Below are 16,513 nucleotides of genomic sequence, written 5' to 3' on the forward strand. Positions count from 1 at the left end.
CCTACGCTTTGTCGTGCCAAACAGAAATGAAAGTAATAAGAGCAGATGGAAAACGTGTCGGTTTTGGGAACGCTTTTTAGGGGCTGTGGAAGTCTTGAAAGTGCAAGTACCGAAACTACATAATTCTCTTGAAGAAACACAGCAATGGCTCACAGAGGGTGGCGTGATTTCCGCTGTCAAAAGTTTTTACTTCTTAGAAGAACATGACGCATTAGGTGGACTGGAAAAAGTGGGAACTATGCTTGATAAGGCAAGATACAGTAATTCCCTTTCCAGCAAACTAACCGCCCACTTACAGAGGATAAACCGCACCGACCTTATCCCCTATATCCAGTATGACACAAAACAAGGGAAAGGGGGTATCTAATGAATAACAACGATATTCCTGTATGGGAAAAGTACACCCTTACCATTGAAGAAGCGTCAAAATATTTCCGTATCGGAGAAAACAAGTTAAGACGATTGGCAGAGGAAAACAAGGACGCTGGCTGGCTCATTATGAATGGCAACCGCATACAGATTAAACGCCGACAATTTGAAAAGGTCATTGACAAATTGGACGCAATCTAATGCAAATGAGCCTTGTATGTGTTATGATGAACACAAGTCATATCAAGGCTCTTTCCAACAAGGAAAGGAGCAGACACCATGAAAGAAAAAAGACGGGATAGCAAAGAACGTATCCTGCATACTGGAGAGAGCCAACGAACAGACGGAAAATACTTATATAAATATGTGGACGCATTTGGAAACACAAAATATGTGTATGCTTGGAGATTGACACCCACAGACCCGACACCAAAGGGAAAACGGGAAAAACCCTCACTTCGTGAACTGGAACAGCAGATAAGACGGGATATTGAGGACGGTATCGACAGCACAGGCAAGAAAATGACGCTTTGCCAACTCTACGCTAAACAGAACACACAGAGGGCAAACGTGAAGAAAAGCACACAGAAACAACGGGAACAGCTCATGCGGTTATTGAAAGAGGACAAGTTAGGTGCTAGGAGCATTGATACGATAAAACCCTCTGACGCTAAGGAATGGGCATTACGCATGAAAGACAAAGGCTTTTCCTATAACACCATTAACAACCATAAACGCTCGTTAAAAGCGTCATTCTATATCGCCATACAAGACGATTGTGTAAGGAAAAACCCTTTTGATTTCAAGTTAAGTGAAGTCCTAGAAAATGATACCAAAGAGAAAGTCGCATTGACAGAGGAACAGGAACAAGCCCTACTCTCATTCATCAAGACGGACAATGTGTATCACAAGTATTATGATGATGTGCTGATACTGTTAAAGACAGGACTTCGTATCTCGGAACTGTGCGGACTGACAATCATGGACGTTGATTTTATCCATGAGGTTGTGGTTATCGACCACCAGTTACTAAAGAGCAAGGAACAGGGTTATTATATTGAAACGCCTAAGACAAAGAGCGGAATAAGGCAAGTGCCATTAAGCAGAGAAACAATACAGGCATTTCAACGGGTTATGAAGAAACACCCAAAGGCAGAACCATTTGTGATAGACGGACGGAGCAATTTCCTATTTGTCAATCATAAAGGCAAGCCCAAAGTTGCGATTGATTACAACGCCTTATTTGTCCGTATGATAAAGAAATACAACAAGCACCACAAGGACAATCCCTTGCCACATATCACACCGCATACGCTACGCCATACATTCTGCACAAGGCTGGCAAGCAAGAACATGAACCCGAAAGATTTACAGTATATCATGGGGCATTCAAATATCAGTATCACAATGAACTGGTATGCTCATGCGTCCATAGATACCGCAAAATCAGAGGTTCAGCGTCTAATCGCATAAGAAGTATTTACCACGATTTTAACCACGCTTGATAGCGAAAATATAAGAAGATAGACCTAGATATGTGAGGTTTACCACAAAAGAAAAATGCCCGTAGAGCCTATAAAATAAGGCTTTGCGGACATTTAAGAAGATATAAAAAGATAGTCAAAAAGACATATATAATTTTTATAAACATAACCGGATATTTTATGTATGGCCGGAAAATGACAGAATTTATCTGCTGCATGCCTGCAGAAAGCAGAAGAATAAGACTGAAATAAAAGATAAAAAAATAATCGAAGCAAGAGCAAAAGAACTTGGAAAAACAATGGGAAGATCTTTAATTTAAAAGGAGGGAGAATTATGCCATTTGTAAATACGGATATCAACGAAGTGATAAACCGAAAACGGAGCAATGATCCTGCTTTTCAAAAAGCATGGGACGACAGCAGAGAAGAATACAGATTAATTGGTGAAATGGTTTCCTTGCGGAAAGAAAAAAAAATGACCCAGGGAGAACTTGCTGAATTAACCGGCAGTAAGCAGCAGGTTATTTCAAGAATTGAGAAAAGAGAGAATAGTCCATCTTTAAAAACTGTTTGTAATATTTTAAATGCACTGGGATATGAACTTAAAATTGTAAAACGAAGTGAGGGAAGATATTTATAATTTTGTGGTTAGAGAGAAAAATAAAATAAAACGATCATGTAAAAAAGCAATCGGGAAACCGGTTGCTTTTTGCATTCCCGCAAAAAGTGGTTAAAATGCAAAGAAATTAAAAGATATCGGGTGAAAGAAAATATTAGAAATAGGTAAGGGAGACACGAAAAACCTTTATTGTTCCAACAATGTTTCCTTTCTTTTAAAGTCCAAAAAAAAATTAAAAACTGGCATGAGAATTGCAGATATATAAAACATCAGATAAATGCAGACTGAAGGAGGATAAGGAAAATGAAAAAAGATATTATGGCGGATTACGTTAAATTGCCGGAACTGGAAGAGTATAGAGAATGGTTTAAGGACCATTTTGATCTGTACCGTGAAGACGGAATTTTACAGGTAACCATGAAAACAAAAGATCATGTAATGTGCTGGAGCGGTTCCAGCCACCGGGCCATGAGTCAGTTAAGCCGTGTGATTTCCATGGACCGCAAAAATGAGATTCTGATCTGGACGCATTATGGAGACAACTGGATGATGGACAAAGATCCAAATGGCTGGAACACTTATGCGGAAGAACGGTTTGAGCATCAGTATATTGATGATTATAACTTAATTAAAAATATGATTTTTGATATAGATATTCCAACCATCGGTGTGATTCCCGGACCTGGTTTTCACTGGGATTCCGCACTGCTTTGCGATATTACGCTGGCATCTGAGGATGCAAAATTTGATGATGACCATCTGTTTTTCGGGCTGATTCCGGGAGACGGCATGTTTATGCTGATGCAGCATTTCCTTGGAACAAAAAGGGCCAACTATTATGCTTATACCTGTCGCCAGTGGACTGCACAACAGGCTTTGGACTGGGGATGGGTGAATGAACTCTGTCCTAAGGGAACCGTGGTGGACCGGGCATGGGAGATTGCAAAGATGATAAAATCGCTGCCCCTTGAAACACGGACCATATATTCACATTTATGTAAACGTCCTCTGGAGCGTCTGCTGGTTGATGATTTGAAAATCCATACATTAAGCGAGCAGTACAGCACCATGTACCGGATTGCACAAAAGGATTACGGCCAGGCACAGCAGGATGAGAAGGATATGTCTGCCGTACATCATTACCGGTATACTGCGGGAGAAAATGAATATCTGCAGCAGCCAATCAGAAGCTGGGATGATATCAAAGATGATCTGCCGAGATTTGTGAAAAAACACGGATTTCAGGAAGCCGATCAAAGATTTTCAGATGATCAGTCAAAATAAGGTAATAAGAAAAAGGAGGTTTGGCAAGTGAAACGATTACGGTTTCCAGGCACTTTTTGTGTGGGAAATGATATTTTAAAAAATTTTGCATCATATGCATCCTGTTATGGAAAGAAAATGGTTTTTATCGGGGGACACCGCTCCCTTTTGGCAGTGAGAGAACTTCTTGCAGAAAGCTTTCAGGATAGTGAATGTTCCTGCGAATTTGTGGAATGCGGGAAAACTGCAAGTCTCTCGGAAATCCGCCGGATTGCCGGGCTGCAGGAGGTAAAAGATGCTGATGTGATTTGTGCGGCAGGGGGCGGAAGCTGCATGGATATTGCAAGAACCATTGGAAATGGAAGTAAAAAAAGCTTGATTATGATTCCAACCACAGTAGCTTCTGATGCACCGTGCTCCTTTGTATCCGTTTTTTATTCGGATGACGGCAGTGAAGTAATTGGGGATGAACTGTATCATAAATGTCCGGATATGGTATTTGTGGACTCTAAGGTGATTGCGGATGCTCCGGCGAGACAAATTGCTTCAGGAATGGGAGATGCTCTGGCAACTTTTTATGAAGCCAGAACCTGTAAACAAAATGCAAATGGAACAGGTATTACAGCCACAGCCATGGCGCTTGCTGGACTTAGCAGAGAAATGGTACTGCGGGACGGATATGCGGCTTATCAGTCGGTGGAACTGGGGATTGTTACGACGCAGCTTGAAAATGTCATTGAAGCAAACTGCTTTTTGTCCGGCGTGGGCGGCGCGAACACCGGATGTGCGGCAGCCCACGGAATCGGAGATTATCTTTGTAAACTGCCCGGCGGACATGATTTTATGCATGGGGAGCGGGTCTATGTGGGGCTGATGGTTCAGATGATTTTGGAACAGTATCCAAAAGAGGAGATCAGGAAATTGATGACTTTTGGAAAGCGCATCAAACTCCCGGTCTGCCTTGGAGACCTTGGAGTTGAGAATATAAAAGAGACGGCCAAAATGCTGACTGTGGGACTTCAGGGAGATCATTTTATGGTGAATTTAAGCTGTGATTACAGTGAGCATATTCTGGCAGGAGCTTTCGTGTATGCACAGTGCCTGGCAGAAACAATTTAAAGGAGAATGAAATGAAACGATTATTTTTCCCGGGCACCTTTTGTGTCGGAAATGATATTTTAAAAGACTTTGTTCAATATACATCCTGTTATGGGAATAAATTTGTATTTATTGGAGATGAAATTTCCCTTGGGGTTTCCAGGCAGCAGCTGGCCGGCAGTTTTCAGGACCGTTCCTGTACCTGCGATTTTATAACCAGCGGGAAACTGGCCTGCAGATCAGAAATTTCAAGAATTCAGAGTCTGCCCCAGGTGCAGGATGCTGATGTGATCTGTGCAGTGGGGGGAGGTGGATGTATGGATATTGCAAGGACCATTGCCAATACATTGAAAAAAGCTCTGGTTATGGTACCAACAACTGCTTCTTCTGATGCACCGTGTACCTTTGTGGCGCTGTGTTATTCGGAAGACGGCAGTGAGATTATCAGTGATGCCATTTACCACAAATGTCCGGATATGGTTATGGTGGATTCTAAAATCATCGCGGAAGCTCCCCCCAGACTGCTGGCGGCAGGAATGGGAGATGCTATGGCTACTATTTATGAAGGAAGTACTAATTATGCTAATCCAAAAGGCATTGGAATTACTCAGACCGCAATGGCTATGTGCAGGCTTTGCAAAGATATTATTGTGAAAGACGGTATGGCAGCTTACCGTGCAGTAGAATGCAAGTCTGTAACTACACAGCTTGAGAATGTCATAGAAGCCAACTGCTTCCTCTCCGGAATCGGAGGACTGAATTCCGGATGCGCGGCGGCCCACGGAATTGGAGATTACCTGTGTAAGCTGCCGGGAGGACACGGATTTTTACATGGTGAGCGTGTGTATATCGGTCTTATGATTCAGATGGTATTAGAGCAGTATCCGGTGGAAGAGATTATAAAGCTGATGCAGTTTGGCCGGGCGGCAGGACTGCCGGTATGCATAGGAGATATGGGCGTTGAAAATATCAAAGAAACAGCAGAATTTCTGGCCCAGGGGCTTCAGGGAGACCATTTTATGGTGAACTTAAACTGCGATTACAGTGAATATATTCTGGCAGGATCTATTGTGTATGCCCAGCACCTGGCAGATCATTTAGCAGATAATTAAAAATACCAAATAAAAGGCTTATATGAAAGGAAGGAATAACATTATGGCAGCAAAACAGATTTCTCAGATTACACAGATTGGAATTGTAACAGGTGATTTGAAAAAAATGATGAAAAACTACGAGGAAAAACTGGGAATCGGACCTTTTGAAATTGTAGTGGACGGAGCAAACGGAATCGGAGCAAAAGCAGAGAATTTAAAAGTGCACGGAAAGCTGCAGGATTTTGAAGTACTTGTTGCATGCTGTAAGCTGGAAGCCGTAGAGATTGAGCTGATTCAGCCTCTGGATGATAAAAGCATTTATGCAGAACATTTAAGAAAACATGGTGAGGGAGTCATCAATCATATTGCTATTGTAACACCGGATAATGCGGCGTTTAGAACATTGATGAAAGAAGAAAATGTGGAATCTATTTTAAAGGGAGATGTAAATCCCGCGGAAGGTGAAAGCTTTGAATATTTTGACTGCGGGGAATTAATGGGTACGATTGTAGAACTTCATGATCCGGAGCCGGTAGAGTAGGAGAAAACTTATGGACAGCGTAATCATTACAGCGGCTTTAACAGGGGCTGTTACACCAAAAGAGAAAAATGCAAATATTCCGCTGACACCTGCCGAGATTGCTAAGGATGCTTATGACTGCTGGAAGGCCGGAGCAGCCATTGTGCATCTGCATATGAGAAACGATCAGGGGATCGGCTGTATGGATCACGAAAAGTTTGCTGAAACCATCCGGCTGATACGGGAAAAGAAAGATTGTGATGTGATTATCAACTGTACTTCCTCCGGGGATAATACCGGTACCGCTACAGATGAAACAAGAATGCTTCATATGAAAACAGTGGACGGGATTGAAATGGGCAGTTATGACGCCGGAAGTTTTAACTGGATGCCCGGGGGCGTATTTGAGAATTCACCAAAGTTTTTAGAGCAGCTTGGAGATGTGTACATAGAACGGGGCATTAAACCGGAAATAGAGATCTTTGATTCCGGGATGCTGGGAGTAGCGGATTATTTTGTGAAAAAGGGACATCTGCCCACACCTCTTCATTTTCAGTTCTGCCTTGGAGTGCTGGGGGCAATGCCGGCTACGGTAGAAAATCTGCAGTATCTGGTAAGTAAAATACCAGAAGGCTCCACCTGGTCGGCTTTTGGGGTCGGAAAGGAACACCTTCCCATTATGTATGCGGCTTTGGCTCTGGGGGGAAATATCCGGGTAGGTCTTGAGGATAACGTTTATTACAGCAAGGGCGTTCCTGCTGCTAATGTGATGCTGGTAGAGCGGGCTGTCAGGGCAGTGGAAGTATTCGGCAAACAGCCTGCTTCTTCCGCTAAAGCCCGGGAGATTCTTGGAATCCCGCCGCATCCGTACAGTAAAAACCAGCCTGTATAAAGGAGGGAAAGCAAAAATGACAGAATTAGAAACACTTGCTGTTAAAATCAGAATTGCGGAAATGAAATGTTTTAAACAGAGAGGATTTGGCCATGTAGGGGGATCTTTAAGTATTGCAGATGCTTTAGCTGCCCTGTATGGAAAATTGATGAAATATGATCCCCAACGGCCGGACTGGGCAGACAGAGACTATCTTGTAATGTCTAAAGGCCACTGCGGACCGGGATTATATGCGGCCCTGGCAGTGGAAGGATTCTTCCCGGAGGAATGGCTTTTAACTTTAAATGAACCTCATACAAGGCTTCCCAGCCACTGTGATAAAAATCTGACCCCGGGAATTGATATGACAACCGGTTCCCTGGGACAGGGGGCATCCACATCAGCAGGAATGGCTCTTGGGCTGAAATTAGACGGCAGAAAAAATACAGTATATTGTATTCTCGGAGACGGTGAATGTGATGAAGGACAGGTATGGGAGATGCTTTTGTTTGCAGCTGCAAAGAAACTGGATAATTATGTGGTATTTGTAGATTATAACCGGAAACAGCTGGATGGAAGTACCGATGACATACTTTCTTTAGGAGATCTGAGAGAAAAATTTGAGGTGTTCGGATGGTATGCTGTGGATGTAAACGGCAACAATCCGGATGAGATTGCAGATGCGGTTTTAAAAGCAAAAGAAGAGCACAAAGACCGTCCGATTGCCGTGATCTTAAATACGAAAAAAGGATATGGCGTGGATTTTATCGAAGCTATGGAATTTAATCATCATATCACACTGAACCATGAACAGGCCGATGCGGCAATTGCGCAGTTAGAGGGGAGGCTGTAAGACATGATAGAGCTGGCATATAACGGAAAACAGGATGAAATAACCATTAAAGACTCCTTTGGGGCTGTACTAGAAGCGTTATTTGAAGAAGATCCGGATGTTATTTATCTGGATGCGGATCTGATGAATTCTATGGGGACATACAAGCTTGCCAAAAGGTATCCGGACCGCTGTATAGACTGCGGAATTCAGGAAGCGAATATGATCGGCGTGGCGGCCGGGGCCTCTGCTGTGGGGAAAAAGCCGTACGTACATACCTTTGGTCCTTTCGCCGGGCGCAGATGCTATGATCAGGTCTTTATCTCTGTGGGATATGCAAAAAACAATGTCAGAATCATTGGTTCAGATGCCGGTGTAACGGCGGCCTATAATGGCGGAACCCATATGCCTTTTGAGGATATCGCTCTGTATCGGGCAATACCGAGAGCTATGATTATAGACGCGGCAGATCAGGTGCAGTTTGAGGCGGCAGTCCGCCAGACCAAAGACCGTGAAGGGGTAACCTATATCCGCTGCCCCAGAAAGGGCTGCACGAAAGTGTACGGAAGCAAAACAGAATTTATATTTGGGAAAGCAAATGTATTAAAAGAAGGGACGGACTGTGCTGTCATTGCAAGCGGAATTATGACAGCCGAGGCTTTAAATGCGGCGGAACATCTGGAAAAAGAAGGAATTAAGATTGCAGTAATTGATCCTGTTACCATCAAGCCTCTGGATGAAGAAACGGTTCTTTCCTATGCAGAAAAATGCGGCGCCGTAGTTACTGCTGAAAATGCTACTGTAGTTGGAGGGCTTGGCAGTGCAGTATGCGAGCTTCTGGGAGAAAAATGCCCGGTTCCGATAAAGCGGATCGGGGTGCAGGACCTGTACGGTGAAGTGGGTGATGTAAATTATTTAAAAGAACGCTTCGGACTGACCGCCAAAGATCTGATGAACGCAGTAAAAGAAATAATTGCCCGCAAATAAAAACGATAAGGAGAGCAAAAGGATGAAAGAATTATTTACCCTGGAAGGGAAAAATGCCATTGTAATCGGCGGTGCCGGAGGAATTGGAGCAGCAATTGCAGAAGCATTTGCATTTTATGGGGCGGATGTATCTATTGCAAGCAGAAAAATGGAAAATCTGCTGCAGACAAAAGACAACATTAAAAAAAGCACAGGAAAGGATGTATCCGTTTATACCGTAGATGCGTCCAAAGAAGAAAGTATTATTGCACTGGTGGATACCGTTCTGGCAGACAAAGATCATATTGATATTCTTGTGAATTCACAAGGGTATAATGTGAAATATCATATTACAGAGCTTCCGGTTGAAATTATGGAAGGCATGATGAATGTAAATGTTATTGGGATTGCAATGCTTTGTAAACATTTTGGAAAACATATGAAAGACCGGGGATATGGAAGAATTATCAATGTATCTTCTACCAGAGGAAGCCGGGCGTGTCTTGGTGGAAATGCAAGCTACTGTACCACAAAGGGAGCGCTGGATATGCTTACCAGGACTCTTGCCTGCGATCTTGGTCCGGAAGTAACCGTTAATGCCATCGGACCTACCAATACGGTGACGCCAATGATGGAAGGACTGATTAAAGAGCATCCGGAAATTTTACATCTGGGGGATGATAAACCGCTGCAGAGAATTGGAAGGGTAGAAGACTGTATGGGACCGGCTGTATTTCTGGCGTCAGAGGCAGCAGGATTTGTTACCGGCCAGATTCTGTATGTAGACGGCGGTATGACCGCAATCGGATAAATATTCAGGAATGGGAGGAGTATAAAGATGCAGCTGAAAACATTGCAGGATCTGCTGCCTTACTGTATGGAACACATACCGGTAAAAACGCTGGCCGTTATCAAAGGGGAAGATGATCATACATTAGCGGCAGCCGCCCGGGCAAAACATGCAGGTGTGATCAGAGTGGTGCTGATTGGAGAAACAGCAAAAATAAACCCTCTATTAGAGAAAATCGGAGAAAAGCCCTCAGATTATGAAATCATAGAAGCCATAGAAGCTAAAGAAGCTGTTGCATGTGCCCTTTCCCTGGTACATGCGGGGCAGGCGGATTTTCTTATGAAGGGAACCGTTGAAACAAAGGATTTAATGAAACAGATTGTTGCAAAAGAATCCGGAATGCGCACGGGAAGACTTATGTCCAAGTTTGATTTTATTGAAAATCCGGGCTATCACAAATTGGTAGCCCTCTCTGACTCTGCATTAAATCCGAAGCCGGATCTTATGGCAAAAAAACAGATCATTCAAAATTCCTTGGAAGTACTTTATTCTATGGGGATTTATAAACCAAAGGTTGCGGTGCTTGCTGCGGCGGAAACCTTAAATCCCAAACTCCAGGAAAGTACAGATGCCTGGGAGTTAAAACAGATGTGGGAGCGGGGAGAATTTACGGACTGCTATCTGGAAGGCCCCATTTCCATTGATCTGGCTCTGGAAAAAGAATCGGTAAGAATTAAAAACTATGGCAGTCCGGTAGGCGGTGATGCAGACCTTTTAATCTGTCCGGATCTGGTATCGGGAAATCTTATGGGAAAAGGAATGACCATTACAGGCGCCAAAGCCGCCGGCATTATTGTAGGGGCCAAGGTTCCTATTGTTCTGATGTCAAGGGCTGCAAAAGTAGAAGACAAATTTCAGTCCATTATTTTGGGGGCCATTGCAGCGCAGAAGGGAGTGCAGGGATGAAAGAAATCAATTTGCTTGTTATTAATCCGGGTTCTACTTCAACAAAAATTTCTGTTTTTGAAAACGGAACAGAGGTTTACCGGAAAAATCTTGTGCATTCCGCCGGAGAGATTGAAAAATATAAAAAGATTACGGACCAGACCCCTTTTCGAAAGGCAGAGGTAGAAAAATTTTTAACGGAAATACATTATGATCTTTCAAAACTGACAGCCATTGCCTGCAGAGGGGGTTCTCTGCCGCCCATTCATACCGGGGCCTATGAAGTAAATGATGAGATGATTGATGTGTTAAAGCACAGGCCCAGCGGACAGCATGCTTCAACACTGGCGGCTCTGATCGGTTATGAGATCGCCCGGAAACTGGGAATTAAAGCATATATTTATGATGGCAACACGGCAGATGAGATGGAAGATCTTCCAAGGATTTCCGGTTGTCCCCTGGTAGAAAAACTCAGTATGGGGCATATTTTAAATACCAAAGCTGTTGGCCGGATGTATGCAGAAACTATTGGAAAAGCTTATGAGGAATTAAACCTGATTCTGGTACATACCGGGGGCGGCATCAGTATCGGTCTTCACAAAAAAGGCGTGATTGCGGATATTATGACAGATGAGGATGGAACCATGTCACCGGAACGAGCCGGTGCGCTGCCAAGCATCGGCATGGCAAAGCTTTGTTTTTCCGGGGATTACACCTTTGATGAGGTCAGTGCCATGGTAAGGGGAAAAGGCGGACTCACCGCATATCTTGGAACCAATGATGTCAGGGAAGTAGAACAGCGTATTCTGGAAGGTGATGCTTATGCCGGACTGGTGTACGATGCGATGATTTATCAGACGGCTAAGGGAATCGGTGCACTTGCTGCTGCTGTAAACGGAGAAGTGGACGGAATTATTATTACCGGTGGAATTGCAAATTCTGAAATGTTTATCAGTAAACTGAAAAAACGTGTGGAATTTATTCATCCGGTTACCGTGATTCCCGGTGAATATGAGATGGAAGCTTTGGCGGCGGGAATTACCCGTGTATTAAAAGGGGAGGAGACTGCCCGGCAATACAGAGAACAGGAACCGTTAAGGTAGAAAAGAGGATAAAGGGATGAAAAAGGAAGCGGTAATTATTTCTGCGGCCAGAACTCCTGTGGGCCGGATGCGTGGAGCGCTGGCCGGCGTGGCGGCGACAGATCTGGGAGCGCTGGTGATGAAGGCAGCAGTAGAAAGAGCCGGTATTTTACCGGAGCAGATAGATGATGTGATTTTTGGAAATCTTGGAAATAACCAGTATGCCAATCTTGCCAGAGTTGCGGCGCTGAAAGCCGGATTTCCGGTAAGTGTGCCGGGATTCACCATAGACAGACAGTGCTCCTCAGGATTAAATGCCATTGCGCTGGCGGCAATGATGATAGAATCCGGTCATGGAGAGGTTTTTGTTGCAGGAGGTGTGGAAAGCGATTCCTCAAGGCCGAATCTTTTAGCAAGACCGACGCAGGCTTATCAATTAAATCCGCCGGAATGGCTGACCCGTTATACGGCGCCGGAAGGCATGAACTTCAGTATGGGAGAAACAGCCGAAAATCTATGTGATAAATACCAGATTACTAGAGAGCAATGCGATGCCTTTGCACAGGAGAGCCACAGGAGGGCGGCAAGAGCAGCAAAAGACGAAGTGTTTCAGGAACAGATTGTTCCTGTCCCTGTCACAGATAGAAAAGGAAATATCACAGAAGTTACAAAAGATGAGTGTATCCGGCCGGATACAACTATGGAAACTCTTGCCGGATTGAAGCCTGTTTTTCGTAAGGACGGCCGGATCACAGCGGGAACCAGTTCTCCTATGAGTGACGGGGCCGGGGCAGTGGTTGTTATGGAAAAGCAAAGAGCTTTGAAAGAAAATAAAAAAATCCGGGCGCAGTTTGTGGATTTTGCGGTGACAGGGTGCGATCCTTCCATTATGGGCATTGGTCCGGTGGAAGCTGTCAGAAAACTGTTAAAGCAGAATGGTCTTACATTACAGGACATTGACCTTATTGAATTAAATGAGGCATTTGCTTCTCAGTCTCTTGCCTGTATTCAGGAACTGGGACTTGATACAGATAAGGTAAATGTCAATGGAGGCGCGCTGGCCCTTGGGCATCCGTTGGCCGGAACCGGCGGAATACTTACTACTAAGCTGATATATGAGATGGAAGCCCGCAGGGCCGGATATGGCATCGTAAGCTTTTGCATGGCCGGGGGACAGGGTGCCGCGGCACTGTTGAAACGGATTTAGGATGGGGAGAAACGGAATGAGAGAAATTAAGCAAATAGCCGTCTTTGGAGCCGGTAAAATGGGAAGTGGAATTGCCCAGCTGTTTGCCACAGGAAAGTACCCGGTATATTTGTGGGCATTTGATGAGGCAGAAAAAGAAAGAGCTCTTAAAACTATGAAAGAAAATCTGCAGCTTCTGGCAGAAAATGATATTCTTTCACCAGAGGAAATACCGGATATTTTAAATCGAATAAAAATTACTACAGATTTTGAAGAAGTGGCGTTCAGCGCAGATCTGGCTGTTGAATGTATTCTTGAAAATATGGAATTAAAGCAGGAGTTTTTTAAAAACCTTGACAGTATAGTACCGGAAGATGTAATTTTGTGTACCAATACATCCGCCATGAGTATTACAGAGATTGCTTCAAAGTCAGAACATAAGGAGCGTATCATCGGAACTCATTTCTGGAATCCTCCGTATTTAATTCCTCTGGTAGAAGTAGTAAAAACAGTACATGTGGCAGAGGGGATTGCTGAAATTGTATGTGATACGCTGCGGGGCATAGGGAAAAAACCCATTGTGGCAAAAAAAGATGTTCCGGGATTTATTGCCAACAGAATGCAGAATGCTCTTGGGAGAGAAGCGCTTTCTATTGTGCAGAATGGGCTGGCAGATCCGAAAGATGTAGATGATGCTGTAAAATACGGATTTGGTATGCGTCTTGGCAGTATCGGTCCTATTGAGCAGATTGATGCCATTGGCATAGATTTGTGTATTAATATTGGAGATTATCTGTTTCAGGATCTTGAAGATTCCAAGGAGGCACTGCCTATCTTAAAAGAAAAAGCATCCCGAAAAGAGTTAGGATTTAAAACCGGAGGCGTTGGAATTCAGACCTGGACACAGGAACAGATGAAGGAATATAACGAGAGAACCATCAGAGATCTGATAAAGATCGGAAAAGCATTACAGATGTTTTAATATTGCTGATTTTTTCCGGCGGGGTATAAAAGATATATTTTTTATTATCTTTCCCAAAGGATGTAAATTAGACTGCCATGAAAAAACAGAAGGCCTCAAACCTTCTGTTTTTTATGAATATAACCAATACCTGCGATTGTAACAAATATCAAAATTGTCAATCCTTGGCAGGACAGAAATATTTGCAGCCCTGATACCCGCTGCAGGGCGGAATGGTTTTTGTGGACATTTCCGGTTGAAGAAAACCATATGGTCCTGATATAATAATATAATATTTGAAAATGGAACATAAAAAACACGGGAGTACATATGAGAGACGAATTTAATTTATACGAGGGAAGGGAAAACTATATTTTTGTCAGTTATTCTCATAAAGACAAAGACCGGGTATTTCCGGTACTGAAAAAAATGATAGAAAGCGGATACCGGATCTGGTTTGATAAGGGGATTCATCCGGGGAGCCAGTGGCCGGAAATTGTAGCCGGGCATTTGGCGCGATGCACAGTTTTTATGGTGTTTATCTCTGATCATTATATGCAGTCGCAAAATTGTATCCGGGAGCTGCATTTTGCGGTGGCCAGAAATAAAAGCCTGATTTCTATTATGCTGCAACCGGTTTTGCTGACTCCGGGCGTGGAGATGCAGCTTTGTGTATCACAGGCGGTAAGGCATTATGAATTTCCAACAGAAGAGCAGTTTTATAAAGTACTGAATACCTCTGCGGTATTAGAGCAGTGTCAAAGGCGAGAAGAATTGTTTACAGCTGAAGAACTGCCTGTAACAAAAGAAAAAGAGGGGCAGCCGGAACAGATTGTACCTCAAAAGATGAAAGCAGGAGATGCATCCGGGGAAGTTCCCGCCGGCAGTGCAAAAACCGGGACAGAGACGTTTCGACAGTCTGAAAAAGAACATTCTCAAAGGATACAAAAATCCGGAAAAAGAAACTATTTCTGGCTGGTTATTATTATAATAGCTGCCTTGGGTCTGACAGCTGCAGGTGTGGGGATGAAGGTGTATCATACCGTAGAGATTGATGGTGAGAAATACAGCAGAAAAGAGACAAGCCTGACAGTAGCTGACAAAAGGGTGACGGAAGAGCTGATTCAGAAGCTGAAAAGCTTTTCAAAACTGCACATGCTGGATTTTAAAAATTGTACCTTCGAGCCCCAGGCACTGGATGGGCTGGGAGAACTCCAGGAGCTGACGCAGTTAAAGCTGGAACACTGCGAAAACATTGAAAACCTTACGTTTGTCAATGAGCTTACCGGGCTTTACCGCTTAGAGCTTTCAGACTGCGGGATAAACAATAAATCATTTGATCAGATAAAATCTTCGGACCGGCTGCAGGTTCTTACTGTATCCGGAAATCCTGAGTTATCTGAGATTGAATGGCTTAGTCATTTCCCGGAACTTTCTTCATTGAAACTGGAAAGAAACAGTATTCGTGACGTGGCTTTTGTTTCAGAACTTGAAAATCTGGGAACCCTTTCTCTTGCAGAGAATAAAATTGAAAAAATTTCTTCCCCATTTAAATCACTGCGCATTAGTAATCTGGACCTGTCAGATAATCAGATAACAGACTTTTCCGGTCTGGATAACCTGACTGTGCTGACAAAAATAGATATCAGTGGGAATGATTACAGCCGGATATCAGACAAAGAAGGTCTTAAATGTATAACGAAGAGTGCGGCAGTTTTAAAGATTGCAGATCTTTCCGGAAATGATTTTTCACAGACTGCCATTGAGCGCATGTTTGCAGATTGCACTCAGTTAAAGGAAGTACATATAGATGATAATAAAAGCCTTACGACCCTTGAGATGTTTTCCAAAGGGAAAGAGCTTGAAACAATAACTGCCAGTGGATGTGGTCTAAAGAAGCTCGGAAATCTTACAGGGTGTCGGGGGTTAAAGTCAATGAATCTGTCGGATAATCAGCTGGGTTCTCTTTCAGGATTTCCAAAGATTACTGCCTCTTCTGTCTATTTGCTGGATCTTAGCGGCAATCAGCTGACAGATCTTGATGGCCTTGATGGAGGAACTTCTTATCAGAAGTTAATTTTATATGGAAATAAGTGGGATGAAAAAGTCCTGAATGAAGTGCTGGCGGGGTTAAAGGGAAATTATCTTGGTATTTCGTATATCAAGGGATTAAAACCGGAGTCTGTGAAAGGATTTATTTCCTGTTATATGGAAGGCGTGCCGGATGATCAAAAAGTAATCTGGGAGGACGCTTTGGGCTCTGGGTGTCATTTTGAACGTATGCAGATAACTGAATCATAGAATAAGACCGGAGCTTTGTCAGGCTCCGGTTTTATTTATTCCTCTATAGGAAATACTGTGTTGCGATAAAGCAGAAAAGTACCGATTCCTATAGAGCAAAAAAACGCTCCGCTGTGGATCGCACTGCGGCAG

18 protein-coding genes are annotated in these 16,513 nt (G+C 43.5%); all 18 read left to right on the top strand.

Annotated elements, in window-relative coordinates; translation table 11 throughout:
- Window positions 1-367 (top strand): replication initiation factor domain-containing protein (locus OCV88_RS01855; RefSeq protein ID WP_158424396.1); only part of this gene is annotated, 367 nt, incomplete at its 5' end.
- Window positions 367-570 (top strand): excisionase, encoded by a 204-nt coding sequence (locus OCV88_RS01860; RefSeq protein WP_002610247.1) that lies wholly within the window; start codon window positions 367-369, stop codon window positions 568-570. The genes OCV88_RS01855 and OCV88_RS01860, both read left to right, overlap by 1 nt.
- Before the next feature lie 78 nt (window positions 571-648).
- Window positions 649-1,842 carry a tyrosine-type recombinase/integrase gene (locus OCV88_RS01865; RefSeq protein ID WP_003127058.1) on the top strand — a complete coding sequence of 398 codons (1,194 nt, stop codon included), beginning with the start codon at window positions 649-651 and terminating at the stop codon, window positions 1,840-1,842.
- A gap of 184 nt (window positions 1,843-2,026) precedes the next feature.
- Window positions 2,027-2,173: a type II toxin-antitoxin system RelE/ParE family toxin gene (locus OCV88_RS16050; protein WP_262590705.1), complete on the top strand. Its 147-nt coding sequence runs from the start codon at window positions 2,027-2,029 to the stop codon at window positions 2,171-2,173.
- A 14-nt stretch (window positions 2,174-2,187) separates the two neighbouring features.
- The gene (locus OCV88_RS01875) at window positions 2,188-2,493 is read left to right on the top strand and encodes a helix-turn-helix domain-containing protein (protein WP_158423930.1); all 306 of its coding nucleotides are present in this window, start codon (window positions 2,188-2,190) and stop codon (window positions 2,491-2,493) included.
- A 282-nt stretch (window positions 2,494-2,775) separates the two neighbouring features.
- Window positions 2,776-3,756 carry an enoyl-CoA hydratase/isomerase family protein gene (locus tag OCV88_RS01880; protein WP_158423931.1) on the top strand — a complete coding sequence of 327 codons (981 nt, stop codon included), beginning with the start codon at window positions 2,776-2,778 and terminating at the stop codon, window positions 3,754-3,756.
- A 27-nt stretch (window positions 3,757-3,783) separates the two neighbouring features.
- Window positions 3,784-4,854: an iron-containing alcohol dehydrogenase gene (locus tag OCV88_RS01885; RefSeq protein ID WP_158423932.1), complete on the top strand. Its 1,071-nt coding sequence runs from the start codon at window positions 3,784-3,786 to the stop codon at window positions 4,852-4,854.
- An 11-nt stretch (window positions 4,855-4,865) separates the two neighbouring features.
- Window positions 4,866-5,945 carry an iron-containing alcohol dehydrogenase gene (locus OCV88_RS01890; RefSeq protein WP_158423933.1) on the top strand — a complete coding sequence of 360 codons (1,080 nt, stop codon included), beginning with the start codon at window positions 4,866-4,868 and terminating at the stop codon, window positions 5,943-5,945.
- Window positions 5,946-5,988: 43 nt separating this feature from the next.
- Window positions 5,989-6,468: a VOC family protein gene (locus OCV88_RS01895; protein ID WP_262590595.1), complete on the top strand. Its 480-nt coding sequence runs from the start codon at window positions 5,989-5,991 to the stop codon at window positions 6,466-6,468.
- 10 nt (window positions 6,469-6,478) lie between these two features.
- Window positions 6,479-7,339: a beta-keto acid cleavage family enzyme gene (locus tag OCV88_RS01900; RefSeq protein WP_158423935.1), complete on the top strand. Its 861-nt coding sequence runs from the start codon at window positions 6,479-6,481 to the stop codon at window positions 7,337-7,339.
- Window positions 7,340-7,355: 16 nt separating this feature from the next.
- Window positions 7,356-8,171 (top strand): transketolase, encoded by an 816-nt coding sequence (locus OCV88_RS01905; RefSeq protein WP_158423936.1) that lies wholly within the window; start codon window positions 7,356-7,358, stop codon window positions 8,169-8,171.
- 3 nt (window positions 8,172-8,174) lie between these two features.
- Window positions 8,175-9,137, top strand: a complete 963-nt coding sequence (locus tag OCV88_RS01910) for a transketolase family protein (protein WP_262590596.1) — start codon at window positions 8,175-8,177, stop codon at window positions 9,135-9,137.
- A gap of 22 nt (window positions 9,138-9,159) precedes the next feature.
- Window positions 9,160-9,927 (top strand): SDR family NAD(P)-dependent oxidoreductase, encoded by a 768-nt coding sequence (locus tag OCV88_RS01915; RefSeq protein ID WP_158423937.1) that lies wholly within the window; start codon window positions 9,160-9,162, stop codon window positions 9,925-9,927.
- 27 nt (window positions 9,928-9,954) lie between these two features.
- The gene (locus OCV88_RS01920; RefSeq protein WP_158423938.1) at window positions 9,955-10,872 is read left to right on the top strand and encodes a phosphate acyltransferase; all 918 of its coding nucleotides are present in this window, start codon (window positions 9,955-9,957) and stop codon (window positions 10,870-10,872) included.
- Entirely contained in the window at window positions 10,869-11,954 is a 1,086-nt protein-coding gene (gene buk, locus OCV88_RS01925; RefSeq protein WP_158423939.1) for a butyrate kinase, read from the top strand. The genes OCV88_RS01920 and buk overlap by 4 nt, the downstream gene beginning before the upstream one ends.
- A gap of 16 nt (window positions 11,955-11,970) precedes the next feature.
- Complete coding sequence (locus tag OCV88_RS01930) at window positions 11,971-13,140, top strand: thiolase family protein (protein ID WP_158423940.1); 1,170 nt, start codon at window positions 11,971-11,973, stop codon at window positions 13,138-13,140.
- A gap of 16 nt (window positions 13,141-13,156) precedes the next feature.
- Window positions 13,157-14,101 carry a 3-hydroxyacyl-CoA dehydrogenase family protein gene (locus OCV88_RS01935; protein WP_158423941.1) on the top strand — a complete coding sequence of 315 codons (945 nt, stop codon included), beginning with the start codon at window positions 13,157-13,159 and terminating at the stop codon, window positions 14,099-14,101.
- 309 nt (window positions 14,102-14,410) lie between these two features.
- Window positions 14,411-16,381 (top strand): TIR domain-containing protein, encoded by a 1,971-nt coding sequence (locus OCV88_RS01940; protein ID WP_158423942.1) that lies wholly within the window; start codon window positions 14,411-14,413, stop codon window positions 16,379-16,381.
- Window positions 16,382-16,513 lie beyond the last annotated feature (132 nt).

This window comes from Brotonthovivens ammoniilytica (assembly GCF_025566885.1).
GTDB classification, from domain to species: domain Bacteria; phylum Bacillota; class Clostridia; order Lachnospirales; family Lachnospiraceae; genus Brotonthovivens; species Brotonthovivens ammoniilytica.

What these genes read in the sequence shown, in the direction of transcription:
- OCV88_RS01860 (WP_002610247.1), top strand. Translation starts at nt 367, where the DNA reads ATGAATAACAACGATATTCCTGTATGGGAAAAGTACACCCTTACCATT.
- OCV88_RS01865 (WP_003127058.1), top strand. Translation starts at nt 649, where the DNA reads ATGAAAGAAAAAAGACGGGATAGCAAAGAACGTATCCTGCATACTGGA.
- OCV88_RS01875 (WP_158423930.1), top strand. Translation starts at nt 2,188, where the DNA reads ATGCCATTTGTAAATACGGATATCAACGAAGTGATAAACCGAAAACGG.
- OCV88_RS01880 (WP_158423931.1), top strand. Translation starts at nt 2,776, where the DNA reads ATGAAAAAAGATATTATGGCGGATTACGTTAAATTGCCGGAACTGGAA.
- OCV88_RS01890 (WP_158423933.1), top strand. Translation starts at nt 4,866, where the DNA reads ATGAAACGATTATTTTTCCCGGGCACCTTTTGTGTCGGAAATGATATT.
- OCV88_RS01895 (WP_262590595.1), top strand. Translation starts at nt 5,989, where the DNA reads ATGGCAGCAAAACAGATTTCTCAGATTACACAGATTGGAATTGTAACA.
- OCV88_RS01900 (WP_158423935.1), top strand. Translation starts at nt 6,479, where the DNA reads ATGGACAGCGTAATCATTACAGCGGCTTTAACAGGGGCTGTTACACCA.
- OCV88_RS01905 (WP_158423936.1), top strand. Translation starts at nt 7,356, where the DNA reads ATGACAGAATTAGAAACACTTGCTGTTAAAATCAGAATTGCGGAAATG.
- OCV88_RS01910 (WP_262590596.1), top strand. Translation starts at nt 8,175, where the DNA reads ATGATAGAGCTGGCATATAACGGAAAACAGGATGAAATAACCATTAAA.
- OCV88_RS01915 (WP_158423937.1), top strand. Translation starts at nt 9,160, where the DNA reads ATGAAAGAATTATTTACCCTGGAAGGGAAAAATGCCATTGTAATCGGC.
- OCV88_RS01920 (WP_158423938.1), top strand. Translation starts at nt 9,955, where the DNA reads ATGCAGCTGAAAACATTGCAGGATCTGCTGCCTTACTGTATGGAACAC.
- buk (WP_158423939.1), top strand. Translation starts at nt 10,869, where the DNA reads ATGAAAGAAATCAATTTGCTTGTTATTAATCCGGGTTCTACTTCAACA.
- OCV88_RS01930 (WP_158423940.1), top strand. Translation starts at nt 11,971, where the DNA reads ATGAAAAAGGAAGCGGTAATTATTTCTGCGGCCAGAACTCCTGTGGGC.
- OCV88_RS01935 (WP_158423941.1), top strand. Translation starts at nt 13,157, where the DNA reads ATGAGAGAAATTAAGCAAATAGCCGTCTTTGGAGCCGGTAAAATGGGA.
- OCV88_RS01940 (WP_158423942.1), top strand. Translation starts at nt 14,411, where the DNA reads ATGAGAGACGAATTTAATTTATACGAGGGAAGGGAAAACTATATTTTT.